Annotated in this window: 21 protein-coding genes; 16 read left to right on the top strand and 5 right to left on the bottom strand. The window is 65.0% G+C overall.

Annotated features, from left to right (window positions below):
- Positions 1-92: 92 nt before the first annotated feature.
- Positions 93-1,628 carry a threonine ammonia-lyase, biosynthetic gene (gene ilvA, locus ASF61_RS02845; protein ID WP_056150887.1) on the bottom strand — a complete coding sequence of 512 codons (1,536 nt, stop codon included), beginning with the start codon at positions 1,626-1,628 and terminating at the stop codon, positions 93-95.
- A gap of 174 nt (positions 1,629-1,802) precedes the next feature.
- On the opposite strand from ilvA, the gene ASF61_RS02840 reads away from it, so the two are divergent.
- The 4 genes from ASF61_RS02840 to ASF61_RS02825 all read left to right on the top strand — a co-directional run bounded on the left by ASF61_RS02840 (position 1,803) and on the right by ASF61_RS02825 (position 7,428).
- The gene (locus ASF61_RS02840; RefSeq protein WP_056150885.1) at positions 1,803-2,294 is read left to right on the top strand and encodes a YqaA family protein; all 492 of its coding nucleotides are present in this window, start codon (positions 1,803-1,805) and stop codon (positions 2,292-2,294) included.
- A 222-nt stretch (positions 2,295-2,516) separates the two neighbouring features.
- A complete protein-coding gene (locus ASF61_RS02835) occupies positions 2,517-6,533 on the top strand; it encodes an FAD/FMN-binding oxidoreductase (protein WP_056150884.1) in 4,017 nt (1,338 codons plus the stop codon).
- Between the two features lie 8 nt (positions 6,534-6,541).
- Positions 6,542-6,994, top strand: coding sequence for an HIT family protein (locus tag ASF61_RS02830; RefSeq protein WP_082491164.1), 453 nt, complete (start codon positions 6,542-6,544; stop codon positions 6,992-6,994).
- The gene (locus ASF61_RS02825; protein WP_056150883.1) at positions 6,991-7,428 is read left to right on the top strand and encodes a gamma-butyrobetaine hydroxylase-like domain-containing protein; all 438 of its coding nucleotides are present in this window, start codon (positions 6,991-6,993) and stop codon (positions 7,426-7,428) included. Before ASF61_RS02830 ends, ASF61_RS02825 begins: the two co-directional genes overlap by 4 nt.
- A gap of 36 nt (positions 7,429-7,464) precedes the next feature.
- Here the strand turns inward: ASF61_RS02825 and ASF61_RS02820 are convergent, their stop codons facing one another.
- The 3 genes from ASF61_RS02820 to ASF61_RS02810 all read right to left on the bottom strand — a co-directional run bounded on the left by ASF61_RS02820 (position 7,465) and on the right by ASF61_RS02810 (position 9,288).
- Positions 7,465-7,770, bottom strand: coding sequence for a hypothetical protein (locus ASF61_RS02820; RefSeq protein ID WP_156369426.1), 306 nt, complete (start codon positions 7,768-7,770; stop codon positions 7,465-7,467).
- Positions 7,751-8,245 carry a hypothetical protein gene (locus ASF61_RS02815; RefSeq protein WP_056150880.1) on the bottom strand — a complete coding sequence of 165 codons (495 nt, stop codon included), beginning with the start codon at positions 8,243-8,245 and terminating at the stop codon, positions 7,751-7,753. The genes ASF61_RS02820 and ASF61_RS02815 overlap by 20 nt, the downstream gene beginning before the upstream one ends.
- Before the next feature lie 83 nt (positions 8,246-8,328).
- Positions 8,329-9,288, bottom strand: coding sequence for a sulfonate ABC transporter substrate-binding protein (locus tag ASF61_RS02810; protein WP_229205680.1), 960 nt, complete (start codon positions 9,286-9,288; stop codon positions 8,329-8,331).
- Between the two features lie 234 nt (positions 9,289-9,522).
- On the opposite strand from ASF61_RS02810, the gene ASF61_RS02805 reads away from it, so the two are divergent.
- The 8 genes from ASF61_RS02805 to ASF61_RS02770 all read left to right on the top strand — a co-directional run bounded on the left by ASF61_RS02805 (position 9,523) and on the right by ASF61_RS02770 (position 19,292).
- Positions 9,523-11,772, top strand: a complete 2,250-nt coding sequence (locus ASF61_RS02805; RefSeq protein ID WP_056150876.1) for a TonB-dependent receptor — start codon at positions 9,523-9,525, stop codon at positions 11,770-11,772.
- Positions 11,773-11,774: 2 nt separating this feature from the next.
- Positions 11,775-13,061 carry an LLM class flavin-dependent oxidoreductase gene (locus ASF61_RS02800; RefSeq protein WP_056150874.1) on the top strand — a complete coding sequence of 429 codons (1,287 nt, stop codon included), beginning with the start codon at positions 11,775-11,777 and terminating at the stop codon, positions 13,059-13,061.
- 2 nt (positions 13,062-13,063) lie between these two features.
- A complete protein-coding gene (locus ASF61_RS02795) occupies positions 13,064-14,521 on the top strand; it encodes an alpha/beta fold hydrolase (RefSeq protein ID WP_056150872.1) in 1,458 nt (485 codons plus the stop codon).
- A 195-nt stretch (positions 14,522-14,716) separates the two neighbouring features.
- Complete coding sequence (gene ubiE, locus ASF61_RS02790) at positions 14,717-15,451, top strand: bifunctional demethylmenaquinone methyltransferase/2-methoxy-6-polyprenyl-1,4-benzoquinol methylase UbiE (RefSeq protein WP_056150870.1); 735 nt, start codon at positions 14,717-14,719, stop codon at positions 15,449-15,451.
- A 21-nt stretch (positions 15,452-15,472) separates the two neighbouring features.
- On the top strand, positions 15,473-16,426 hold the full coding sequence (locus ASF61_RS02785) for a Tim44 domain-containing protein (RefSeq protein ID WP_056150868.1): 954 nt from the start codon (positions 15,473-15,475) through the stop codon (positions 16,424-16,426).
- Between the two features lie 88 nt (positions 16,427-16,514).
- Positions 16,515-17,126, top strand: a complete 612-nt coding sequence (locus ASF61_RS02780) for an SCP2 domain-containing protein (protein ID WP_056150866.1) — start codon at positions 16,515-16,517, stop codon at positions 17,124-17,126.
- Positions 17,123-18,688, top strand: coding sequence for a ubiquinone biosynthesis regulatory protein kinase UbiB (ubiB, locus tag ASF61_RS02775; RefSeq protein ID WP_056150864.1), 1,566 nt, complete (start codon positions 17,123-17,125; stop codon positions 18,686-18,688). The genes ASF61_RS02780 and ubiB overlap by 4 nt, the downstream gene beginning before the upstream one ends.
- 10 nt (positions 18,689-18,698) lie before the next feature.
- On the top strand, positions 18,699-19,292 hold the full coding sequence (locus tag ASF61_RS02770) for a methyltransferase domain-containing protein (RefSeq protein WP_056150862.1): 594 nt from the start codon (positions 18,699-18,701) through the stop codon (positions 19,290-19,292).
- Here ASF61_RS02770 and ASF61_RS23090 read toward each other — a convergent pair.
- On the bottom strand, positions 19,240-19,509 hold the full coding sequence (locus ASF61_RS23090) for a hypothetical protein (RefSeq protein ID WP_156369425.1): 270 nt from the start codon (positions 19,507-19,509) through the stop codon (positions 19,240-19,242). The two genes, ASF61_RS02770 and ASF61_RS23090, sit on opposite strands and share 53 nt — an antisense overlap.
- 243 nt (positions 19,510-19,752) lie before the next feature.
- On the opposite strand from ASF61_RS23090, the gene ASF61_RS02765 reads away from it, so the two are divergent.
- The 4 genes from ASF61_RS02765 to nudB all read left to right on the top strand — a co-directional run bounded on the left by ASF61_RS02765 (position 19,753) and on the right by nudB (position 23,128).
- The gene (locus tag ASF61_RS02765) at positions 19,753-20,064 is read left to right on the top strand and encodes an FmdB family zinc ribbon protein (RefSeq protein WP_056150861.1); all 312 of its coding nucleotides are present in this window, start codon (positions 19,753-19,755) and stop codon (positions 20,062-20,064) included.
- A 24-nt stretch (positions 20,065-20,088) separates the two neighbouring features.
- The gene (locus ASF61_RS02760) at positions 20,089-20,718 is read left to right on the top strand and encodes a DUF502 domain-containing protein (protein ID WP_056150859.1); all 630 of its coding nucleotides are present in this window, start codon (positions 20,089-20,091) and stop codon (positions 20,716-20,718) included.
- Positions 20,719-20,804: 86 nt separating this feature from the next.
- Complete coding sequence (gene aspS, locus ASF61_RS02755) at positions 20,805-22,604, top strand: aspartate--tRNA ligase (RefSeq protein ID WP_200919786.1); 1,800 nt, start codon at positions 20,805-20,807, stop codon at positions 22,602-22,604.
- A 65-nt stretch (positions 22,605-22,669) separates the two neighbouring features.
- Positions 22,670-23,128 carry a dihydroneopterin triphosphate diphosphatase gene (nudB, locus tag ASF61_RS02750; protein WP_056150855.1) on the top strand — a complete coding sequence of 153 codons (459 nt, stop codon included), beginning with the start codon at positions 22,670-22,672 and terminating at the stop codon, positions 23,126-23,128.
- The last annotated feature ends 62 nt before the right edge of the window (positions 23,129-23,190 follow it).

The raw sequence follows: 23,190 nt of genomic DNA, 5'->3' as shown, positions 1-23,190 counted from the left end.
AGGCTGCGGGTGGCGTAAAGGAACAAGCGCCAATTGTACATGCGCCACCTGCACGGCGCTGGCGGCAGCCTGCCGCCGGCACCGTACGGGCCTCAGCCCAGGAACAGCCGGTACACGGGGTTGGCGGTCTCGTCCCAGTAGCGGTAGCCGAGCGTGGTCAGGAACTGGCCGAACTGTTCCATCTCGCCCGGCGGCACCTGCAGGCCGATCAGGATGCGGCCGACGTCGCCGCCCTGGCTGCGGTAATGGCACAGCGAGATATTCCAGTTCGGCGCCATGCTGTTCAAAAAGCGCATCAGCGCGCCCGGGCGCTCGGGGAACTCGAAGCGGTACAGCAGCTCGCTGTCGGCCAGCGCGCTCTTGCCGCCCACCAGGTGGCGCACGTGGGCCTTGGCCAGTTCGTCGTGGGTCAGGTCCAGCGTACGGAAGTCCTGCGCTTCGAAGGTGCGCGCCAGCGCGCCCGATTCGCCGCGGTCGGCGATCTGCACGCCGACAAAGACATGGGCCTTGTCCTTGTCGCTGATGCGGTAGTTGAACTCGGTGACATTGCGCGGCCCCACCAGCGCGCAAAAGCGCTTGAAGCTGCCGCGCTGCTCGGGCAGGGTGACGGCAAACAGCGCCTCGCGCGCTTCACCGAGTTCGGCCCGCTCGGCCACGAAGCGCAGGCGGTCGAAGTTCATGTTGGCGCCGCAGGCGATGGTGATCAGGGTTTCGTTGCTGACCGGGTTTTTGGTCAGCGCCGCGCGTTCCACGTAGGCCTTGGCGCCGGCAATGGCCAGTGCACCGGCCGGCTCCAGGATCGAGCGGGTATCGGTAAACACGTCCTTGATGGCGGCACTGATGGCGTCGGTATCGACGATGATGATGTCGTCGACATACTGCTGCGTCAGGCGGAAGGTTTCCTCGCCGACCAGGCGCACGGCCGTGCCGTCCGAGAACAGGCCGACGTCGGCCAGCGTGATGCGCTCGCCCGCCTTGACGCTGCGCGCCATCGCGTCCGAATCCATGGTCTGCACGCCGATGATCTTGATGTCGGGCCGGATCGCCTTGACATACGCTGCCACGCCCGAGATCAGCCCGCCGCCGCCGATGGCCACGAAAATCGCGTGGATCGGTCCCGAGTGCTGGCGCAGGATTTCCATGCCGATCGTGCCCTGGCCGGCGATCACGTCGGGATCGTCGAACGGGTGGACGAAGGTCAGCTTCTGTTCGCGTTCGAGCGTGAGCGCGTGGTGGTAGGCGTCGGTGTACGACTCGCCGTGCAGCACCACTTCCACATCGGCGCCGCCGCGCGCCTTGACCGCGTCGATCTTTACCTGCGGCGTGGTGGTGGGCATGACGACCAGCGCCCGGCAGCCGAGTTTGGCGGCAGACAGCGCCACGCCCTGGGCATGGTTGCCGGCCGAGGCGCAGATCACGCCGCGCTTGCGCTGCGCGTCGCTCAGGTGGGCCATCTTGTTGTAGGCGCCACGAATCTTGAAACTGAACACGCTCTGCATGTCCTCGCGCTTGAAATAAATGCGGTTGTCATAGCGCTGCGACAGCGTCGGCGCCAGTTCCAGCGGAGTTTCCTGGGCAACGTCATAAACGCGCGCGGTCAGTACTTTCTTCAGATAGTCGATAGTCATGGTCTGCAAACAAGAAAAAGAGCGATAGGGCAGGCAAATCGGGATGCCAACTATCCGGCGGGTGACCGGGGGAGCAGGGGCGCCGGTCGGTGCGGGTGGCGTGGACCGGGCTGTTCAATCGTGCGGTGTGCGGGTCATTATAATGGACGCCTTTACCAGACCTCAAAGAAACCGATGATCGAATCCGCAATCGCCTGGCTGCTCAAGCTGATCGCTGCACCGGAAGTGGGCCTGACGTCGGTATTCATCATCAGTTTCGTGTCGGCCACGCTGGTGCCGCTGGGCTCGGAGCCGGCCGTGTTTGCAGTGATCAAGGCCAATCCGGAACTGTTCTGGAGCACCGTCGCGGTGGCCACGCTCGGCAACACGCTGGGCGGCGCGGTCGATTACTGGATGGGGTACCAGGCCAAGCAGACCTTCGCCAAGGAGCGCCGCAGCCGCTGGTTCCACTGGCTCGAACGCTATGGCGCCAAGACCATGTTGCTGGCCTGGCTGCCCGTGGTCGGCGATCCCCTGTGCACGCTGGGCGGCTGGCTGCGGCTGCCGTTCTGGCCGTGCGTGGCCTACATGGCGGTGGGCAAATGTCTGCGCTATCTGACCATGACCACGCTGCTGTTGTATGTGCCGGACGGCTTCTGGCACCGGATCGGGCAGCTGCTGGGCTAGGCGGGACTGCGGTTCCTACTGCGCCAGCGCTGCCAGGCTGAATGAAGTTCGGCGTAGCGCGCGATATTGAATTTAATTGCCAATAATTCCGGTAATTTGCGTAGAAACGTCGGATCGATTGCGCGGCGGGCCGCCCGGGGCGAAGCAGGGCGGTTCCCGCGTGGTGCGCCGCAATCGGCTAAAATGACCCTCCCGGGTTCAGTAGACTAGTCCAATCGCACAATGAATGCCCCTGCACAGATCCAAGCACTGCTGGCGGAAACGCCCCACGGTCCCGAGGCCACGCGCCTGCGCGAAATCCCGTATAACTACACGTCGTTTTCCGACCGCGAGATCGTCATCCGGCTGCTGGGCGAGCAATCGTGGCGTTTGCTGGACGCCCTGCGCGGCGCCCGCCAGACCGGCCGCTCGGCGCGCATGTTGTACGAAGTGCTCGGCGATATCTGGGCCGTGCGGCGCAATCCCTACCTGCAGGACGACCTGCTGGACAACCCGAAACGGCGCCAGGAGCTGATCGACGCGCTGCATCACCGCCTGGCCGAAGTCGACAAGCGCCGCCTGACGGTGGAAGACGACGGGGCAGAGAACGATGCCCATGCGCGTGAACGCAGCGACAACGTCGTCAAGCTGCTGCGCGCGGCCAGCAAGGCCGTGGCCGACTTCGGCGAAGAATTCAAGCAAGTCTACGACCTGCGCAAGCGCACCACCAAGGTACTGGGCCGCTACACGGAGAAGCACAACATCTGCTTCGACGGCATGAAGCGCATCTCCCACGTGACCGACGCCACCGACTGGCGCGTCGAGTACCCGTTCGTGGTGCTCACGCCCGACAGCGAAGACGAGATGGCCGGCCTGGTCAAGGGCTGCATCGAGCTGGGGCTGACCATCATCCCGCGCGGCGGCGGCACCGGCTATACCGGCGGCGCGATTCCGCTCACGCCGATGTCGGCCGTCATCAACACCGAAAAGCTGCTCACCATGGGCGCGGTCGAGATGAAAGTGCTGCCGGGCCTGGACAGGGAATACGCGACCATCCATACCGGCGCCGGCGTGATCACCAATAAGGTGTCGGAAGCGGCCGAGAAGGCCGGCTTCGTGTTCGCGGTCGATCCCACGTCCGCCCACGCGTCCTGCATCGGCGGCAATATCGCCATGAACGCGGGCGGCAAGAAGGCAGTGCTGTGGGGCACGGCGCTCGACAACCTGGCCTCGTGGCGCATGGTCGATCCGAACGGCGACTGGCTCGAGGTCACGCGGCTCGATCACAACCTGTCGAAAATCCACGACACGCCGCTGGCGCGCTTCCAGCTCGACTGGACCCATCCGAACCGCCTGGGCGAAGCCAAGGGCGCGCCGTTCAAGACCGAGATCCTGGAAATCGAAGGCCGCAAGTTCCGCAAGGAAGGCCTGGGCAAGGACGTCACCGACAAGTTCCTGTCCGGCCTGCCCGGCATCCAGAAGGAGGGCACGGACGGCCTGATCACGTCGGGCCGCTGGATCCTGCATAAAATGCCAAAATTCGCGCGCACCGTGTGCCTCGAATTCTTCGGCCAGGCCCGCGATGCGATCCCATCCATCGTCGAAATCAAGGATTACCTCGACGGCCTGCCGGCCACCGGCGAACAGTTCGCCACGCTGCGCCTGGCCGGCCTCGAGCACCTGGACGAGCGCTACCTGCGCGCGGTCGGCTATGCCACCAAGTCCAAGCGCGGCGTGCTGCCGAAAATGGCGCTGTTCGGCGACATCGTCGGCGACGATGAACACGCGGTGGCGCTTGCCGCCTCGGAAGTGGTGCGCCTGGCCAATACCCGCGTCGGCGAGGGCTTTGTCGCGGTCAGCCCCGAGGCGCGCAAGAAATTCTGGCTCGACCGCGCGCGCACGGCTGCCATCGCCAAGCACACGAACGCCTTCAAGATCAATGAAGACGTGGTCATTCCGCTCAACCGCATGGGCGAGTACACGGACGGCATCGAGCGCATCAATATCGAGCTGTCGATCAAGAACAAGCTGCAGCTGGTCGATGCCCTGCACACCTTCTTCGCCTCTGGCAACCTGCCGATCGGCAAGAGCGACGACGCCGACGATGCCGTGGGCGACGCCGAGATGCTGGGCGACCGCCAGCAGCAGGCGCAGGCGCTGCTGGCGCAGGTGCACGCGCGCTGGACCTATCTGCTGAGCAACCTGGACCTGCCGCTGGCCGGCATCACCGCCGCGCTGGCCGCGCATGGCATGGAGCGCCTGCTGCCCGTGTTCGAACAGCGCCTGGCAGCGCAACCCGATGCCACCCTGTTCGACATCGTGCAAGACCGCACGGTGCGCGTGACCTGGAAGCAGGAAATCCGCGCCCAGCTGCGCCAGATCTTCAACGGCGCGGCCTACAAGCTGATCCTCGATGAAGCCAGCGCCATCCACCAGCGCGTGCTGCGCGGGCGCGTGTTCGTGGCGCTGCACATGCACGCCGGCGACGGCAACGTCCACACCAACTTGCCGGTCAACTCCGACCACTACGAGATGCTGCAGCTGGCGCACCAGGCGGTCGCGCGCATCATGGTGCTGGCGCGCTCGCTCAACGGCGTGATCTCGGGCGAGCACGGCATCGGCATCACCAAGCTCGAATTCCTGAACGAGGACGAGATCGGCCCGTTCCGCGCCTACAAGCTGCGCGTCGATCCGGAAGGGCGCTTCAACAAGGGCAAGCTGCTGAACCTGCCCGGCATGGAAGCGGACCTGTCCAATGCCTACACCCCGTCGTTCGGCCTGATGGGCCACGAGTCGCTGATCATGCAGCAAAGCGATATCGGCGCGATTGCCAACAGCGTCAAGGACTGCCTGCGCTGCGGCAAGTGCAAACCGGTGTGCTCGACCCACGTGCCGCGCGCCAACCTGCTGTACTCGCCGCGCGACAAGATCCTGGCCACGTCGTCGCTGATCGAAGCGTTCCTGTACGAGGAGCAGACCCGGCGCGGCATCTCGATCCGCCACTGGGAAGAGTTCGAGGACGTGGCCGATCACTGCACCGTGTGCCACAAGTGCGTGACGCCATGCCCGGTCAATATCGACTTCGGCGACGTCTCGATGAACATGCGCAACCTGCTGCGCAAGATGGAGAAGAAGAGCTTCAAGCCGGCCCTGGCCGCCACCATGTTCTTCCTCAACGCCAGCGATCCGACCACCATCAACGCCACGCGCCAGGTGATGTCGAACTGGGGTTTCAAGGCCCAGCGGCTCGGCCACGACGTGCTCAAAAAGTTCGCCAAAAAGCAGACCAAGGCGCCGCCGCCGACCGTCGGCAAGCCCAAGGTGCGCGAGCAGGTGATCCACTTCATCAACAAGAAAATGCCGGGCAACCTGCCGAAAAAATCGGCCCGCGCGCTGCTCGACATCGAGGACGACAAGGTCATCCCGATCATCCGCAACCCCAGGACCACCAATGCCGACACGGAAGCGGTGTTCTACTTCCCCGGCTGCGGGTCCGAGCGCCTGTTCTCGCAGGTGGGGCTGGCCACGCAGGCGATGCTGTGGGAAGTGGGGGTGCAGACCGTGCTGCCGCCCGGCTACCTGTGCTGCGGTTACCCGCAACGCGGCAACGGCGAGTACGACAAGGCCGAGAAGATGATGACCGATAACCGCGTGCTGTTCCACCGCATGGCCAACACGCTCAATTACCTCGACATCAAGACCGTGCTGGTCTCGTGCGGCACCTGCTACGACCAGCTGGCCACCTACGAGTTCGACAAGATCTTCCCCGGCTGCCGCATCATGGACATCCACGAATACCTGCTGGAGAAACAGGTCAAGCTCGAAGGCGTCAACGGCACCCGCTATATGTACCACGAGCCGTGCCACAACCCGATGAAGCTGCAGGAGTCGGGCAAGACCATCAATGCGCTGATCACCACGGTCGATAACGTCAAGATCGAGAAGAACGACCGCTGCTGCGGCGACTCGGGCACGCTGCAAGTCTCGCGCCCCGACATTTCCACGCAAGTGCGCTTCCGCAAGGAAGAGGAAATGGTCAAGGGCGCCGAGAAGCTGCGCGCCGACGGGTTCAGCGGCGACGTCAAGATCCTCACCAGCTGCCCGTCCTGCCTGGGCGGCGTGTCGCGCTACAACGAGGACGCCGGCACCACGGCCGACTACATCGTGGTCGAGATCGCCAAGCACCTGCTGGGCGAGAACTGGCTGCCCGACTACGTCCGCCGCGCCAACGACGGCGGCATCGAACGGGTGCTGGTATGAGTACGCGCATGAGTACGAGCACTAGCGCCCACTGCGACCTGTGCACGCTGCTGCAGGCGCCGGGCGCCGCGCTGATCTGGGCCGACCACCAGCTGGCGGTGGTGGCGGTGGACGAACCCGAGTACCCGGGCTTTACCCGCGTGGTGTGGCAAGCCCACGTCAAGGAAATGACGGACCTGGCGCCGGCCGAGCGCACGCGCGTGATGGCGGCCGTGTGGGCGGTGGAGGCAGCCCAGCGCGCCGTCATGGCGCCCGAAAAAATCAACCTGGCCAGCTTCGGCAACATGACGCCGCACGTGCACTGGCACGTGATTCCGCGCTACCTGGACGATGCGCATTTTCCCAACCCGACCTGGGCCAGCGCGCAGCGCGCGTCGGCCCCCGAGGCGCTGGCCGCGCGGCGCGCCTTGCTGCCGGCCCTGCACGGCGCCATCATCGAACGATTGAAAGACTTATCATGAGCAAGATCCCTACCGAACTGACCCTCCACAACCTGTCGAAAGTGCTCGACATCGCTTTCGACGACGGCGCCAGGTTTTCGATTCCGTTCGAGCTGCTGCGCGTGTATTCGCCCTCGGCCGAAGTGATGGGCCACGGTCCGGGCCAGGAAGTACTGCAAACCGGCAAGCGCGAGGTCGGCATCGCCGGCATCGAGCCGGTCGGCAACTACGCGGTGCAGCCGACCTTTTCGGACGGCCACAACACCGGCATCTTCACCTGGGACTATCTGTACAAGCTGGGCAACGAGAAAGATGCGCTGTGGGCGACCTATATGGACCGCCTGCACGCGTCCGGTTTTGACGGTGACAGCGGCCGCGAAAGCGGCATCTCGCTGACCGGTCCGTCCGGCAGCAAACAGGGTGGCTGCGGCAGCGGCAGCTGCGGTTGCAAGTAACCCCCGATGCGCACTCGATGAGCGCTCCATGAGCGCTCAGTACGTGATGTTGTGGCGGTACAGGTAGGCAAAGATGGCGCGCATGCGCGGCGGCAGTTCGCGCAGCGCCGCCACGTTGATCGCCGGCTGGCGCAGCGGCCGCGTGTCCCAGCGCATGCGGCCGAGCATTTCCTCGTGGGTCGGAATCACATAGCCTTCGGCGCGCCGTCGCTCGACCAGCGCCTCGGCCTCGGCCTGGTCGCGCAGCATGGCGGCGTGTAAGGCGTCGATTTCAGCCTTGGTGTCGCTGTCGAGGGCGGGAAAGGTCAGGTCGGGCGGCATCTCAATATTGTAGATCTTCATAACTGTTCTCCATCAGCGCGAACGGTGTGACCAGCTCCGGCAGCTCGAGATCCTTCAGCATCATCAGCTTGCGGAGTACCGCACAGTTTTGAGCATTGGCGATGTCGGTGCAGTTCCACGACACGAGGACGTCGAGCTCCTGGAGCGCCGCGCAGGCGATATGTTGCGCCGGGATTCTGGCTTTGGCGTTTAGACCGCCGCCCAGTATCAAAAGTTCAGCGAAGATTTGTACTTCTGGATGGGGAGGAAAGTAGATCAGCTGCTCGGCGATGTCCATGCGCGCGCCGATCAGCGTGGGGTCGCCGGCCTTGATTTCCGCCAGCACGGCATCGGAAATATAGGTCATCTCGCGCACGCAGCGCGTGTTCCACCACTGGCGGGTGAGTTCCTGGCAACCGCGAACGACCGCATCGGAGCTCAGGGGGGCGGTCAGGTAGCGGATTACCGACGTGTCGATGTAGACGGTCTGTGGCATGGAGTCGACCTCGCGCTGGCATGCCGCGCAGCCGGCGGCACGGACCAGCGTAGCATCGAACCCGGCAGGGAGTTTCGGCTACATCAATCGGGCCGCACGCCAGACCTCGGTTGCCAGGCCCACACGCGGCTGGCGATATCGACCGGTTTCGGGATCAGCTTTTGCTGGTAGAACACATCGGCCACGTGCTGCTGGCTGGCCACGATGGCCGGCGTGAGCGGGGTGGCGCCGAAACGCGAACGCGCCAGCCAGGTGGTCACGATATCGGCCGGCAGCCCGGTCAGCTGCGTCAGGCTGGCGCCGGTCTGCTGCGGATGGGCATTGGCCCACTTGCCTGCGGCCGCGACCTGTTCCAGCACGGTGCTGACCAGCTGCGGCGACTGCTGCACGAAGCGGCGCGAGGCCAGATAGTAGCCGTTGGCCAGCGGCAGGCCGGTGTAGTCGGCCAGCACCCGCACCTGGTAAGCCTTTTGCGCAGCAGCGAAATACGGATCCCACACCACCCAGGCGTCGATGCTGCCGGAGACGAAGGCGGCGCGGGCATCGGACGGCGACAGGTACACCGGCACGATGTCGGCCATCTTCAGCCCCGCCTTGTCCAATGCCGAAGCCAGCAGGAAGTGCGAACCGGAACCCTTCTGGAATGCCACCCGCTTGCCCTTGAGCGCGGCCACGCTGTGCAGCGGCGAATCCCTGGGCACGAAAATCGCCTCGCTGGCCACCGGCGCCGGCTCGGCGCCCACGTACAGCAGATCGACCCCGCCCGCCTGCGCAAACACGGGCGGCGGTGCGCCGGTGCTGCCGAAATCGATGCTGCCGGCATTGAGCGCTTCGAGCATCTGCGGCCCGGCCGGGAACTCGATCCATTTGACGCGGTGCCCGGCCAGCGCTTTCTCCATCGCGCCCTGCGCCTTGATCATGCTGAGCAGGCCGCTGCCCTTCTGAAAGCCGATCGTGATGTCGGCGCCCTGCGCCAACAGTGGCAGCGCGACTGCGCCCGCTGCGACGGCTGCCGCCATCCATTGCTTCATCTCGTTCCTCATGCGCTGTCGCGCCTTAGCCGTGCGCGGTACCTGGTCCGCGCATATTCCGAAAAAACATAACCTTGAGTTTTTTAATTCTTTGACTTCAAAACTGCCGGCCGTGACACTAAAAAAGGACCCGGTGACGGCGCAAGTGTAGCAAGCGCGGGCGCGCTGGCTAAGCCGGTTCTTCACCGATGCAAATCGGTTTTCCGCATATCGCGCAAGGTGTGCTTCTCAATCAAGGACGTGGTAATGCAGAACAAGACTAAACAGATCGGCGTGCTGGCGACGGGCGCCCTGTGGGTGGCCGGCGCCTGGGCGGCGGACGACGCCGCACCGATCGCCGAGCGCAGCGAGAGCGCGGCGATTCCGGCGGTGACGGTGACTGCCACGCGCCGCAGCGCGTCGCTGCAGTCGGTGCCGGTGGCGGTGTCGGTGATCGATGGCGAACAGCTGGCGCAGGCCAACCGCAACAGCATCGACACCATCGTCCAGGAAGTGCCGAGCACTACGTTCCGCCAGCAGGGCGGCAACAAGGATTCCACCATCTTCGTGCGCGGCATCGGCACCATCTCGACCTCGCCCGGCGTGGAACCCACCGTCTCCACCGTGGTCGACGGCGTGGTGTATGCGCGTCCGGGCCAGGCCACGCTCGACCTGCTCGACATCGACCGCATCGAAATCCTGCGCGGCCCGCAAGGCACGCTGTTCGGCAAGAACGCGTCATCGGGCGTGTTGAACGTGATCGGCCGCAAGCCGGGCGAGCTGCCCGGCGGCTACGTCGATACGTCGTGGTACCAGGGTAACGAGAAGCGCGTGCGCGCCGGCGTGTCGGGCGCGCTGGTACCGGGCGTGGTACGCGCTGCGCTTACCGCCCTGTATGCCGACTACGACGGCAATGTCGATAACCGCCATGCCGGCGGCGGCAAGCTCAATGGCTACGAACGCAAGGGCGCGCGCGCCCGTGTCGATATCAGCCCGCACCAGGATGTCGATATCGTGCTGATTGCCGACTACCTGCGCTCGAACGCCTCGCCCAGCCTGACCGCGTACAAGTCCACCAGCGCCGCGTTCTCGGCGGCGATCGCACCGGTGGTGGCCGGCCCGGAAAACCGCGAAGTCGTCACCGACATCCCGAGCGACATCGGCGACACCAACCGCGGCGTGTCGGCGCAGGTGGACTGGCGCCTGGGCGGCCACACGCTGACCGCAATCACGGCGGTGCGCGACTGGGACAATACCCAGTACACCAGCACCTCGGCGATCGGCAATGCCGCCGACGCGGCGCGCATCACGTCAGCCTATCCGGCCACGCGCGACATCGGCACCGTGGACTTTCGCCAGGTCTCGCAGGAAGTGCGCCTGGCCTCGCCCAGGGACGGCGTGGTCGATTACGTGGTGGGCGCCTACTACCTGCACGGCAGGGACCGCGAGACTTACCAGCGGCTCGTCACCAGCACCGCCAGTGCCGGCGGCAGCGCGGCCAATGTGTTCAACACCGGCCGCGCCGACTATGGCGTCACGAACGACAGCTATGCGCTGTTCGGCGAAAGCACGATCCATCTCGGTGCCGGCTGGCGCGCGATCCTCGGTGCGCGCGCCACCCGTGACGAGCTGTCGTACGACCACGTGCGCACCTCGACGTCCGCCTCGGCCTTCCCCGGCGTGCAACCGGGCGTGCAGAACAGCGGCGCCACCAGCGATGACGGCCACTCCGGCCGCCTCGGCCTGCAATACGATGTCACGCCCGGCGTCAGCAGCTACGCCACCTATTCGCGCGGCTACAAGGGGCCGGCCTACAATGTGTTCTTCAACATGCTGGCGCGCGACACGCTGGCCCTGAAACCGGAAACGTCCGACGCGTTCGAGCTGGGCCTGAAAGCGAGTGCGTTCGAGCGCCGCCTGACCGCCAACCTGGCCGTGTTCCACACGCGGTACGACAATTACCAGGCCAATTTCTACGACACCGTGGGCGGCACCGTGATCACGCGCCTGATCAACGCCGGCAAGGTCTCGACGCGGGGCGCGGAACTCGACGTGACCGCCCGCCCCACGCGCGCTTTTACGCTCTCGGGCGCGCTGGCCTACACCGACGCCAGGATCGACAGCTTCAACTGCCCGCCGGCGGCGGCCGCCTCGTGCAATCTCGATGGCCAGCCGCTGCCGTTCTCGCCGAAATGGAAAGCCTATACGCGCGCCAATTACGCGCTGGCGCTGCGCAACGGCTGGATCGCCGATTTCTCGGCCGATGTGTCGTACCAGTCGAGCACCCAGTTCGACCTGTTCCAGTCGCCCGATGCGATCGGGGCCGCTTACGGCATCGTCAACGCCGGCATTGCCCTGTCGTCGCCGGTCGCCGGCTGGCGCATTGCGCTGGTGGGCAAGAACCTGGCCAACAAGTCGTACGCCACCAACCTGGTCACATCCACCGGCTATGTCAACCGCGCCGTACCGCGCGACGACCGGCGTTATGTCGGTCTCACCGCACGCAAGGAGTTCTGAGCATGACCGCACCCGCCAGCCGCCAACTGAGCATCGCCGCCTTCATGATGCGCCACGGTCACCACGTGGCCGCCTGGCGCCATCCGCAGACCGACCTGGACACCAATCCGTTCAAGGTCTTTCGCCAGCAGGTGCGCCAGGCCGAAGCGGCCTGCCTGGACGCCGTCTTCTTTGCCGACAGCCTGGCGCTGACCGGCAACATCCCGTCGCTCGAACCGTTGACCCTGCTGTCGGCGCTGGCCGCGTCGACCGAGCGCATCGGCCTGATCGGCACCGCCACCACCACCTATAACGAGCCGTACACGGTGGCGCGCCAGTTCGCCTCGCTCGACCAGCTGTCGGACGGCCGGGCAGGGTGGAACCTGGTGACGTCGGATAACGCGGCCGAAGCGGCCAACTTCGGCCGCGACCGGCACGTGGACCATGCCGAGCGGTATGCGCGCGCCCGCGAATTTCATCAAGTTGTCACAGGACTGTGGGATAGTTGGCAGGATGGCGCGCTGGTCAACGACAAGGCGGGCGGTGTACTGGCCGATCCTGCCCGCATTCGCAAGCTCGATCATCGCGGCGCACACTTCGCGGTGGCCGGTCCGCTCAACGTCACGCCCAGCCCGCAGGGCCGGCCGGTGGTGGTGCAGGCCGGCGGTTCGGAAGCGGGTCGCGCGCTGGCCGCAGCGACCGCCGACGTGGTGTTTACTGCCCAGCCCACGCTGGCCAGTGCGCGCGATTTTTACGGCGACATCAAGCGCCGGGTGGCGGAGCAGGGCCGCCATCGCGACGCACTGAAGATCATGCCGGGTCTGTTCGCGGTGGTGGGAAGTTCGCAGGGCGAGGCGGACGACAAGTTCGGCCAGCTGCAAGGCCTGATCGAGCCGAAGGCGGGGCTGGCGCTGCTGGGCCGCATGATCGGCAATTTCGACCTGTCCGGCTATCCGCTGGACGGCCCCTTGCCCGATCTGCCGGAAACGCTGGACGGTCAGCGCAGCCGCCAGCAGCTGCTGACCAATCTGGCGCAGGGCGAGCAGTTGAGTATCCGCCAGCTCTACGAACGCATCGCGGGCGGTCGCGGCCACTTTACCGTGATCGGCACGGCGCAGACGGTGGCCGACCAGATGCAGGCCTGGTTCGAGGGCGGGGCGGCTGACGGATTCAATTTCATGGCGCCGGCGCTGCCGGGCGGCCTCGACGATTTTCTGGCGCTGGTGGTGCCCGAGTTGCAGCGGCGCGGCTTGTTCCGCACCGCCTACACCGGCATCACCTTGCGCGCACACTTGGGATTACGGGAGTAGCGATGCAGGCAGTGGGCAGGATGGTGGCAGCGGTGGCAATGGTAGCGGCGGTATCGGTGGCATCGCTGCTGGTGGCAGGGACGGCCGGTGCGCAGGAGTATTTCGGCGACGCCCGGCCGGACGCACCGGAACTGGCCGCGCGCGGTCCGGCCAAGGTGGGCGTGCGCACGCTGACGGTCGAACACCGCGACCAGCTCGACGTGCTGCGCGTGACCGACCAGACCCCGAACCCGCGCACCACGCGCAAGCTCACGCTCGAAATCTGGTATCCGGCAGCGCTGGCCAGCGGCCAGGCCGAGCACACCGTGTACACCGACGTGCTTGGCTCCGGTCCCAACGACCCGAAACGGCCCAACACCGCATTCCAGTTCAACGGCCGCGCGGCAAGGGATGCCGCGCCGCTGCACCCCGCCGGCGGCGCCGCACCGGCGCATCTCGCCAGTGAGGCCGCACCATCGACGCCAACGCCAACGCCAACGCCAACGCCAACGCCAGCCGCTCCCGCTGGCACTGTGTTCGCGGCCGCCGGCGCGGCAGCGTCAGCGTCCGCCGACACCCGCTACCCGCTGGTGATCGTCTCGCACGGCTATCCCGGCTCGCGCCTGCAGATGAGCTACCTGACCGAAAACCTGGCCTCGAAAGGCTACGTGGTGGTCGCCATCGACCACCCGGAATCGACCCGTGCCGACAAGGCCGGCTTTGCCAGCACCCTGCTCAACCGCCGGCTCGACGACCTGTTCGTGCTCGACACGGTGGCCGGCTGGGCGAGGCCGGGCAGCGGCAACTTCCTGGCCGGCCTGGTGGACGTGGACCGCACCGCGCTGATCGGTTATTCGATGGGCGGTTACGGCGCCCTGAACACGGTGGGCGCAGGCGTCAGCGCGGCGGCGGTGGCCTTTGTCCCCGGCGGCAAGCTGGCCGTCAACCAGCAGGGCAATGCCGAATACGCGCAGCAGCGCCAGGCTGCCGCGCGCATCAAGGCGGTGGTGGCGTTCGCCCCGTGGGGCGGCGCGCACAAGATCTGGGATGCCGACGGCCTGGCCGGCGTGCACACCCCACTGCTGTTTATCAGCGGCGACCAGGACGACGTGGCCGGTTACCGCGACGGCGTGCTGCGCCTGTTCGAGGGCACGGTGAACGCCGACCGCTACCTGCTGACCTACGTGGGCGGGCGCCACAACAGCGCCCCGAACCCGCCGTCGCCGGCCATGTGGCGCAATGCCGACGATTTCCAGTCGTACGCGGAACCCGTGTGGGACAGCCGCCGCATCAACAACATCAACCAGCACTTCGTGACGGCGTTCCTCGGCATCGTGCTCAAGCAGCAGCCGCTGCAAGCCTACCTGGCGCTGCCACCGCTAAGCGCGGACGGCACCATCAAGCCCGACCCCGGCTTGTGGAAAGGCTTCCCCAAGCGCGCTGCGCTGGGACTCGCATGGCGGCATTTGCCGCCGCAATGATGGCGCCAGCGGGGGCGGCAGACGCGCAAATCGGCTGATACCAGTTGAATGGTGCCGGCCTGCAAACGGGATATCGGCGCCATATCGACTTAATAACGGCTTAATGTCGGCTTAGCGCAGGGCAACATGGTGGCCGGAGCGGTGAAAACCGTCCCTGCGCTTGTATAATGCAGGCAAACTAACAGGCCTGCCACCATGACCAATACCACTCATTTCGGTTACAAAACCGTTGCGGAAGACGACAAAGTACGCGAAGTCGCCAAGGTTTTCCATTCTGTCGCTGCCAAGTACGACATCATGAACGACGTCATGTCCGGCGGCCTGCACCGGCTCTGGAAGGTATTTACGATCGCCAACGCCGGCGTGCGTCCCGGCTTCAAGTGCCTCGACATCGCCGGCGGCACCGGTGACCTGGCCAAGGCGTTTGCCAAGCAGGCCGGTCCCACCGGCGAAGTCTGGCTCACCGACATCAACGAATCGATGTTGCGGGTTGGGCGCGACCGGCTCTTGAACCGGGGCCTGTTGCCCCCCACCTTGTTGTGCGACGCCGAGAAGCTGCCATTCCCCGATAACTATTTCGACCGCGTGAGCGTGGCCTTCGGCCTGCGCAACATGACGCACAAGGACCAGGCGCTGGCGGAAATGCGCCGCGTGCTCAAGCCGGGCGGCAAGCTGCTGGTACTGGAATTCTCGAAAGTGATCGAGCCGCTGCAAAAACCGTACGACCTGTATTCGTTCAAGGTGCTGCCGTGGATGGGCCAGAAAATCGCCGGCGATGCCGAAAGCTACCGCTATCTGGCCGAATCGATCCGCATGCATCCGGACCAGGAAACGCTGAAAACGATGATGGAAACGGCGGGCCTGGAAAGCGTCAAGTATTACAACCTGACGGCAGGTGTGGCCGCTTTACACACCGGTATCAAGTTATAACCACGTAGGGAGAGAGACATAATGACAATCAAAAAAATCCTGGTGAGCGCCGTGCTGGCGCTCTCCGTCGGCGCCATGGTGTCCGAAGCCATCGCCCGTCCTGCCGGCGGCGGCCGCTCGATCGGCCGCCAGTCGCAAAACGTCCAGCGCATGCCGCCGGCCGCCGCGCCGCAGCAGGCGCCGCAGGGCGTACAGCGCCAGGCGCCCGCCCCGGCACCCAACGCGGCCGTGCCGCCGAAACCGGCCAGTCCGTGGAAAGGTATTCTCGGCGGCGCCTTGCTGGGCCTGGGTCTGGGCGCCTTGTTCTCGCACTTCGGCCTCAGCGGCGCGCTGGGCAGCATGATCGGCTCGATCCTGATGCTGGCGCTGATCGCCGGCGTGGTGTTCTTCATCGTGCGCATGATCCGTCGCAAGGCACAGCCGGCGCCGGCCTTCGGCAACAGCGGCTACAACGACAACGTCAAGCCGTTCACGCCCGCCCAGCAGCCGGCGCAGTACAACACCGGCAATGCGAGCGGTACGCCCGAAATCGGTTCCGGCCTGCAGTCGGGCCAGAACTACCAGTACCAGCCGGCAGCGGCGCCTGCGCACCAGAAATGGGGCGTGCCCGCCGATTTCGACGAAGTGTCGTTCCTGCGCGTGGCCAAGGGTAACTTCATCCGCCTGCAGGCGGCTTGGGACAAGGGCGATACCGCCGACATCCGCGAATTCACCACGCCGGAAGTATTTGCCGAGATGAGCCTGCAGCTGTCCGAGCGCACCCAGCCCGACTACACCGAAGTGGTCAGCCTCAATGCCGAGCTGCTGGGCATCGAAACCACGGCCACCGACTACCTGGCCAGCGTGCGCTTCACGGGCATGGTCAAGCCGGCCCGCGATGCGCTGGCCGAGCCGCTCAACGAAGTGTGGAACCTGAGCAAACCGGTGTCGGGTTCGGCCGGCTGGCTGCTCGCTGGTATTCAACAGTTGGCCTGAACCGTGGTTTGTCCCGCAAAATGGTAAGATCGAAACCGCCCGTTGCTGGGCGGTTTTGTTTTGTGGCCCTGTTTTGATAGCGTACCGAATGACACTCCCCCTGCCCAGTTCCCTTTCTGCTGCCTTGCCGGCCAGCGCCGCGATCAACCACCTGCTGGCGCAGGAGCCATGGGCCAGGAGCGCCCTGCAGCGCCACGCTGGCAAGGTGGCTGCCATCGACGCCGGTGTGGCGGCGCTGCGCCTGCGCGTGACGGCTGACGGCATGCTTGAAGCCGCCCCTGCCGAAGCGGTGGCCAGCGTGACCATTCGCATCAAGCCGGCCGACCTGCCGCTGATCGTGCAGGACCGGGCGCGGGCGTTTTCCTACGTGCGCATCGAGGGTGACGCCGAGTTCGCCAACGCGCTGTCGAGCCTGAGCCAGTCGCTGCGCTGGGAAGCCGAGGTGGACCTGGAGAAGCTGGTGGGACCGCTGGCGGCCAGGCGCGTGGTGTCCGGCGCCCACAGCGCGTTCGAGGCGGTCAGGAACGGTCACCGCAAGCTGGCCGAAAACGTCGCCGAGTACCTGCTCGACGAGAAGCAACTGCTGGTGCGCCCGCACGCGGTAGAAGAATTATCGGCCGACGTCACGCGCCTGCGCGACGATGTCGAGCGCGCTGCCAAGCGCCTGGCCAAACTGGAACAGAAACTGGGAACCCCATGATGTTGAAATTACTGCGCTTCCTGAAGATCATGCGGGTAGCGATCAAGTACGGCCTCGACGAAATAGCGATTGCCGGCTTCAAGGTGCCGCGCACGGCGCGCTTCATCGACACCGTGATGTTCTGGCGCGACCTGTCCTCGCCGCGTGGCGTGCGGCTGCGCCTGGCGCTGGAAGACCTGGGGCCGATCTTCATCAAGTTCGGCCAGGTGCTGTCCACCCGCAGCGACCTGATTCCGCCCGACATCGCCGTCGAACTGGCGCGCCTGCAGGACCGGGTGCCGCCGTTCGATTCCGACATCGCCATCGCGCAAATCCACAAGTCGCTGGGGGCCCACCCGGACCAGCTGTTCGCCTCGTTCGAGCGGATCCCGGTGGCCTCGGCATCGATCGCCCAGGTGCACTTTGCAACACTCAAGGATGGCCAGCAGGTGGCGGTCAAGGTGCTGCGTCCAGGCATGAAAAAAACCATCGACGAAGATGTGGCGCTGATGCAGATCGCGGCCGACCTGGCCAGCCGCCTGTGGGCCGACAGCAAACGCCTGAAGCCGAAAGAGGTGGTGGCCGAGTTCGACAAATACTTGCACGACGAACTGGACCTGATGCGCGAGGCGGCCAACGCCAGCCAGCTGCGCCGCAACTTTGCCGACTCCAAGCTGCTGCTGGTGCCCGAGATGCACTGGGATTATTGCTCGAGCAATGTGATCGTCATGGAGCGCATGCACGGCATCCCGGTCTCGCAGATCGACCGCCTGGCCGCTGCCGGCGTGGACCTGAAAAAACTGTCGAGCGACGGCGTGGAGATTTTCTTCACCCAGGTGTTCCGCGACGGCTTTTTCCATGCCGATATGCATCCCGGTAACATCCTGGTATCGATCGAGCCGGAAACCTTCGGCCGCTACATCGCGCTCGACTTCGGCATCGTCGGCACGCTGACCGACTATGACAAGGATTACCTGTCGCAAAACTTCCTGGCCTTCTTCCGCCGCGACTACAAGCGCGTGGCCGAGGCCCACATCGAATCGGGTTGGGCGCCCAAGGAAACCCGGGTCGATGAGCTCGAATCGGCCGTGCGCGCCTGCTGCGAGCCGATCTTCGACCGGCCGCTGCGCGACATCTCTTTCGGCCAGATCCTGCTGCGCCTGTTCCAGACCTCGCGCCGCTTCAATGTGGAAGTGCAGCCGCAGCTGGTGCTGCTGCAAAAGACGCTGCTCAATATCGAAGGCCTGGGCCGCCAGCTCGACCCCGACCTCGACCTGTGGAAAACCGCCAAGCCGTATCTGGAAAACTGGATGGCCGAGCAGGTCGGCTGGCAGGGCCTGTACCAGAAGCTGAAAGCCGAGGCGCCGCGCTACGCCCAGATCTTCCCGCAACTGCCACGCCTGGTGCACCGGGCGCTCGAACAGCAGGGCGAACGCCCCAACGACAACACCGAATTGCTCAAGGTGCTGATCCACGAACAGCAGCGCACCAACCGCCTGCTCAGCGGTGCAGCGTGGACGGTTGCCCTGGTGGTGCTGGCGCTGGCGTCGTACGAGTTCTGGCCCCACCTGATGCCGCACTGATGCGCGCCCGATGAGTGACTTTCTGCAACGCGATCCGCTGACGCCGGCGTTCTGGGACGAGCGCTTCGAACGCCGCTTCACGCCCTGGGACCGCGGTACGGTGTCGCCGGCGCTGCGCCGCTTCGTCGCTGCCCATGCACCGATGACGACCTTGATCCCCGGCTGCGGCGCCGCGCGCGAACTGCTGCTGTTGCGTGCGGCCGGCTGGAATGCCACGGCGATCGACTTTTCGCCGGCTGCCGTGGCCGTGGCCCGCCAGCTGGCCGGGCCCCATGCCGAGCACGTGGTGGTGGCCGACTTTTTCGCCTGGCAGCCGACCGAACCCTTGCAACTGATTTACGAGCAGGCTTTTCTGTGCGCCATGCCGCCTGCCGTGTGGCCGCGCCTGGCCGCGCGCTGGGCGCAGCTATTGCCGGCGGGCGCGCTGCTCGCTGGCTGCTTCCTGGTGGGCGATGGCTTCAAGGGGCCGCCGTTCGCGATCACGCGCAGCGCGCTCGACGCCCTGCTGCAACCGGCATTCGTGTGCGAAACCGACGACGTCGTCGACGATGCTATTGCGGTGTTTGCCGGGATGGAGCGCTGGATGGTGTGGCGCCGGCGCTGAACTGCGGCCGTCCGGTGGGGAACTTGTGACTGCGGGTGACCGCGTGCACGGTCAACAGCGCCAGCGCGCACAGCGCGATCGTGCGGCGATGGAGCGGCTCCGTCGGCGACTCGGCCACATATTTACTTTGTGCAAAAGCAGGAGCCGCCACCAATGCGGTGGACAGGCTGACCGCCAGCAGGCTGGCGTGGAGGTAGTGTTTAACGTGCTTGTTCATGATAATTCCCCAATAAAAGTGTGAGCGTCGGCTGCTGGACGGCAAGTGGCGCCACGATTCAGGGATTGGGAAATCAGCGCATCAGGTGAATTAGACCACGATCGTGACCCGGTGGCGAATAGCTTTTTTCAATCACCGTCATTGAACCTGGCAGGGCTGCCGGGGTTTGGTCGCAGGAAACAGGAATAGGGCGTCCAAAAGGCTTTATAATTCAGGGTTTTGATGATTTTTGCGGAGTAATAGATGCCGATCTACGCTTACCGCTGCGAGGCATGTGGTTTTGCCAAGGATGTCTTGCAGAAGATTTCCGACCCGCAGCTCACTGTCTGCCCAGAATGTGGCAAGGAGTCGTTCAAGAAACAAGTCACTGCCGCCGGCTTCCAGTTGAAGGGTTCGGGCTGGTACGTGACCGATTTCCGTGGCGGCACCCCGCCAGCCACCGGCGTGTCCCATCCGTCGGGCGCGATCGCGTCGTCGGCGCCCGCCCAGGCGGCCAAGGCCGATGCGTCGCCAGCCGCCCCGGCCGCAGCGGCCAGCACCACCAAGGCGGATTGAACCACTTACCAGAGCAATGACTTGATGCGTAAATACTTCATTACCGGCCTGCTGATCCTGGTGCCGCTGGCGATTACCGCCTGGGTGCTGAACCTGGTGATCAGCACCATGGACCAGTCGCTGCTGTTCGTGCCCGAGCGCTGGCAGCCGCACACGCTGTTCGGTTTCGACATCCCGGGCCTGGGCACCTTGCTGACCGTGGTCATCGTTTTCCTGACCGGCCTGCTGACCAACAACCTGGTCGGCAACTATGTGTTGCGCCTGTGGGAAAAGCTGCTCAAGCGCATCCCGCTGGTCAACTCGCTGTATTCGAGCGTCAAGCAGGTGTCGGACACCCTGCTGTCGTCGTCGGGCAACGCCTTCCGCAAGGCCGTGCTGATTCCGTATCCGCACCAGCAGTCGTACACCATCGCGTTTCTGACCGGCGCGCCCGGCGGCGACGTGAAAAACCACCTGGTCGGCGATTACGTCAGCGTGTACGTGCCCACCACGCCGAATCCGACCTCGGGATTTTTCCTGATGATGGCGCGCAAGGACGTGGTCGAGCTCGATATGACCGTCGATGCCGCCCTGAAATACATCGTGTCGATGGGCGTGGTGGCGCCGGAAGATGTGCCACAGCCGATCGTCCTGCCGGGCAATGGTGCACCATAATTCACCATAGTCACCGTACTCGTTACCGCAATACCGCCGAACTCTCTGAGTAATTTAACCTGAACCGAGAAATAATCATGTCCTCAATGCGTACTCACTACTGCGGCCTCACCACTGAAGCGCTGCTTGGCCAAACTGTCAGCCTGTGCGGCTGGGTACACCGTCGCCGCGACCACGGCGGCGTGATCTTCATCGACCTGCGTGACCGCGAAGGCCTGGTGCAGATCGTCTGCAACCCGGAACAGGCCGAAGTGTTCAAGGCCGCCGAAGCCGTACGCAACGAGTTCTGCCTGCGCGTGACCGGCGTGGTCAAGGACCGCCTGGCCGGCACCGTCAACAACAACCTGAAATCGGGCAAGATCGAAGTCGTGTGCTCGCAGCTGGAAGTGCTGAACGCCTCGGTGGCCGTGCCGTTCCAGCTCGACGACGACAACCTGTCGGAAACCACGCGCCTGACCCACCGCGTGCTGGACCTGCGCCGTCCGCAGATGCAGAACAACCTGCGCCTGCGCTACAAGGTGACGATGGAAGTGCGCAAGTACCTGGACGAACTGGGCTTCATCGATATCGAAACCCCGATGCTGACCAAGTCCACGCCGGAAGGCGCACGCGACTACCTGGTGCCGTCGCGCGTCAACGCCGGCAGCTTCTTCGCGCTGCCGCAATCGCCGCAGCTGTTCAAGCAGCTGCTGATGGTGGCCAACTTCGACCGCTACTACCAGATCACCAAGTGCTTCCGCGACGAAGACCTGCGCGCCGACCGCCAGCCCGAGTTCACCCAGATCGACTGCGAAACCTCGTTCCTGACCGAGCAGGAAATCCGCGACCTGTTCGAAGACATGATCCGCAAGGTGTTCCGCAACACCATGAACGTCGAGCTGCCCAACCCGTTCCCGGTGATGGACTTTGCCGAAGCGATGGGCAAGTACGGTTCGGACAAGCCGGACATGCGCGTCAAGCTGCAATTCACCGAACTGACCGACGTCGTCAAGAACGTCGAATTCAAGATCTTCAACAGCGCCGCCAACCTGCCCAACGGCCGCGTGGTCGGCCTGCGCGTGCCGCAGGGCGGCTCGATGCCGCGTTCGGAAATCGACGCCTACACCCAGTTCGTCGCCATCTATGGCGCGCGCGGCCTCGCTTACATCAAGGTCAACGAGAAGGCCAAGGGTCGCGACGGCCTGCAGTCGCCGATCGTCAAGAGCATCGACGACGCCACCCTGGCCAAGATCCTGGAGCTGACGGGCGCGCAGGACGGCGACCTGATCTTCTTCGGCGCCGACAAGGCCAAGGTCGTCAATGACGCCATCGGCGCGCTGCGCGTGAAGATCGGTCACTCGGAATTCGGCAAGAACGCCGGCCTGTTCGACGACGTCTGGTCGCCGCTGTGGGTGGTCGACTTCCCGATGTTCGAGTACGACGAAGAATCGGACCGCTGGACCGCGACCCACCACCCGTTCACGGCGCCCAAGGATGGCCACGAAGACATGCTGGAAACCAATCCGGGCGCCTGCATCGCCAAGGCCTACGACATGGTCCTGAACGGCTGGGAACTCGGCGGCGGCTCGATCCGTATCCACCGCGAGGAAGTGCAGTCGAAAGTGTTCCGCGCGCTGAAGATCGATGCCGACGAAGCGCGCCTGAAGTTCGGCTTCCTGCTCGACGCGCTGCAGTATGGCGCGCCGCCGCACGGTGGCCTGGCGTTCGGCCTGGATCGCATCGTCACCTTGATGACCAAGTCCGATTCGATCCGCGACGTGATCGCCTTCCCGAAAACCCAGCGCGCCCAGGATCTGCTGACCCAGGCGCCGTCGGAAGTGGACGAGAAGCAGTTGCGCGAACTGCACATCCGCCTGCGCGCGGCTGAGCCGAAGGTCGCAAGCTGATCTGAACCATCTGGCATAATGAAAAGGCGCCCCGGCTACCGCGGCGCCTTTTCTTTTGCCCGAACATGAAGCCCTACAAGATTCCCGAATCCGTCCTGGTCGTGATCCATACTGCCGACCTGCAAGTGCTGCTGATCGAACGCGCCGACCGTCCCGGTTTCTGGCAGTCGGTCACCGGGTCGATCGATACCGTGGACGAGCCGCTGATCGATGCCGCCCGGCGCGAACTGGGCGAGGAAACCGGCATCGTGGCCGACGGCCAACGCATCGTGCTGCGCGACTGGCAACTGTCGAACCGCTACACCATCTATCCCGAATGGCGCCACCGCTATGCCCCGGGCGTGACCGAAAACACCGAGCACATCTTCAGCGTCGAAGTCGCGCGCGACACGCCCATCAGGCTGGCGCCACGCGAGCACATCAATTACGCCTGGTTGCCGCACCGGGAGGCGGCCGACCGCTGCTTTTCGGCGTCCAACGCGGAAGCGATCCTGATGCTGCCCAGGCAGCTCGGGCAGGGCTGATCGTGCGGGAATTGCTGTGTGCGACGGCGAACGTACAGTGGTGCGGACTCGGGGTTAGAATG

Source organism: Duganella sp. Leaf126 (assembly GCF_001423125.1).
Lineage (GTDB): Bacteria > Pseudomonadota > Gammaproteobacteria > Burkholderiales > Burkholderiaceae_D > Rugamonas.
The sequence above is the reverse complement of the archived record's forward strand: the minus strand, read 5'-3'. Positions and strand labels throughout refer to the sequence as shown.

Excerpts from the sequence above, each read along its gene's own strand:
- ilvA (WP_056150887.1), bottom strand. The coding sequence starts at position 1,628 with ATGACTATCGACTATCTGAAGAAAGTACTGACCGCGCGCGTTTATGAC.
- ASF61_RS02840 (WP_056150885.1), top strand. The coding sequence starts at position 1,803 with ATGATCGAATCCGCAATCGCCTGGCTGCTCAAGCTGATCGCTGCACCG.
- ASF61_RS02835 (WP_056150884.1), top strand. The coding sequence starts at position 2,517 with ATGAATGCCCCTGCACAGATCCAAGCACTGCTGGCGGAAACGCCCCAC.
- ASF61_RS02830 (WP_082491164.1), top strand. The coding sequence starts at position 6,542 with ATGAGTACGAGCACTAGCGCCCACTGCGACCTGTGCACGCTGCTGCAG.
- ASF61_RS02825 (WP_056150883.1), top strand. The coding sequence starts at position 6,991 with ATGAGCAAGATCCCTACCGAACTGACCCTCCACAACCTGTCGAAAGTG.
- ASF61_RS02820 (WP_156369426.1), bottom strand. The coding sequence starts at position 7,770 with ATGAAGATCTACAATATTGAGATGCCGCCCGACCTGACCTTTCCCGCC.
- ASF61_RS02815 (WP_056150880.1), bottom strand. The coding sequence starts at position 8,245 with ATGCCACAGACCGTCTACATCGACACGTCGGTAATCCGCTACCTGACC.
- ASF61_RS02810 (WP_229205680.1), bottom strand. The coding sequence starts at position 9,288 with ATGAGGAACGAGATGAAGCAATGGATGGCGGCAGCCGTCGCAGCGGGC.
- ASF61_RS02805 (WP_056150876.1), top strand. The coding sequence starts at position 9,523 with ATGCAGAACAAGACTAAACAGATCGGCGTGCTGGCGACGGGCGCCCTG.
- ASF61_RS02800 (WP_056150874.1), top strand. The coding sequence starts at position 11,775 with ATGACCGCACCCGCCAGCCGCCAACTGAGCATCGCCGCCTTCATGATG.
- ASF61_RS02795 (WP_056150872.1), top strand. The coding sequence starts at position 13,064 with ATGCAGGCAGTGGGCAGGATGGTGGCAGCGGTGGCAATGGTAGCGGCG.
- ubiE (WP_056150870.1), top strand. The coding sequence starts at position 14,717 with ATGACCAATACCACTCATTTCGGTTACAAAACCGTTGCGGAAGACGAC.
- ASF61_RS02785 (WP_056150868.1), top strand. The coding sequence starts at position 15,473 with ATGACAATCAAAAAAATCCTGGTGAGCGCCGTGCTGGCGCTCTCCGTC.
- ASF61_RS02780 (WP_056150866.1), top strand. The coding sequence starts at position 16,515 with ATGACACTCCCCCTGCCCAGTTCCCTTTCTGCTGCCTTGCCGGCCAGC.
- ubiB (WP_056150864.1), top strand. The coding sequence starts at position 17,123 with ATGATGTTGAAATTACTGCGCTTCCTGAAGATCATGCGGGTAGCGATC.
- ASF61_RS02770 (WP_056150862.1), top strand. The coding sequence starts at position 18,699 with ATGAGTGACTTTCTGCAACGCGATCCGCTGACGCCGGCGTTCTGGGAC.
- ASF61_RS23090 (WP_156369425.1), bottom strand. The coding sequence starts at position 19,509 with ATGAACAAGCACGTTAAACACTACCTCCACGCCAGCCTGCTGGCGGTC.
- ASF61_RS02765 (WP_056150861.1), top strand. The coding sequence starts at position 19,753 with ATGCCGATCTACGCTTACCGCTGCGAGGCATGTGGTTTTGCCAAGGAT.
- ASF61_RS02760 (WP_056150859.1), top strand. The coding sequence starts at position 20,089 with ATGCGTAAATACTTCATTACCGGCCTGCTGATCCTGGTGCCGCTGGCG.
- aspS (WP_200919786.1), top strand. The coding sequence starts at position 20,805 with ATGCGTACTCACTACTGCGGCCTCACCACTGAAGCGCTGCTTGGCCAA.
- nudB (WP_056150855.1), top strand. The coding sequence starts at position 22,670 with ATGAAGCCCTACAAGATTCCCGAATCCGTCCTGGTCGTGATCCATACT.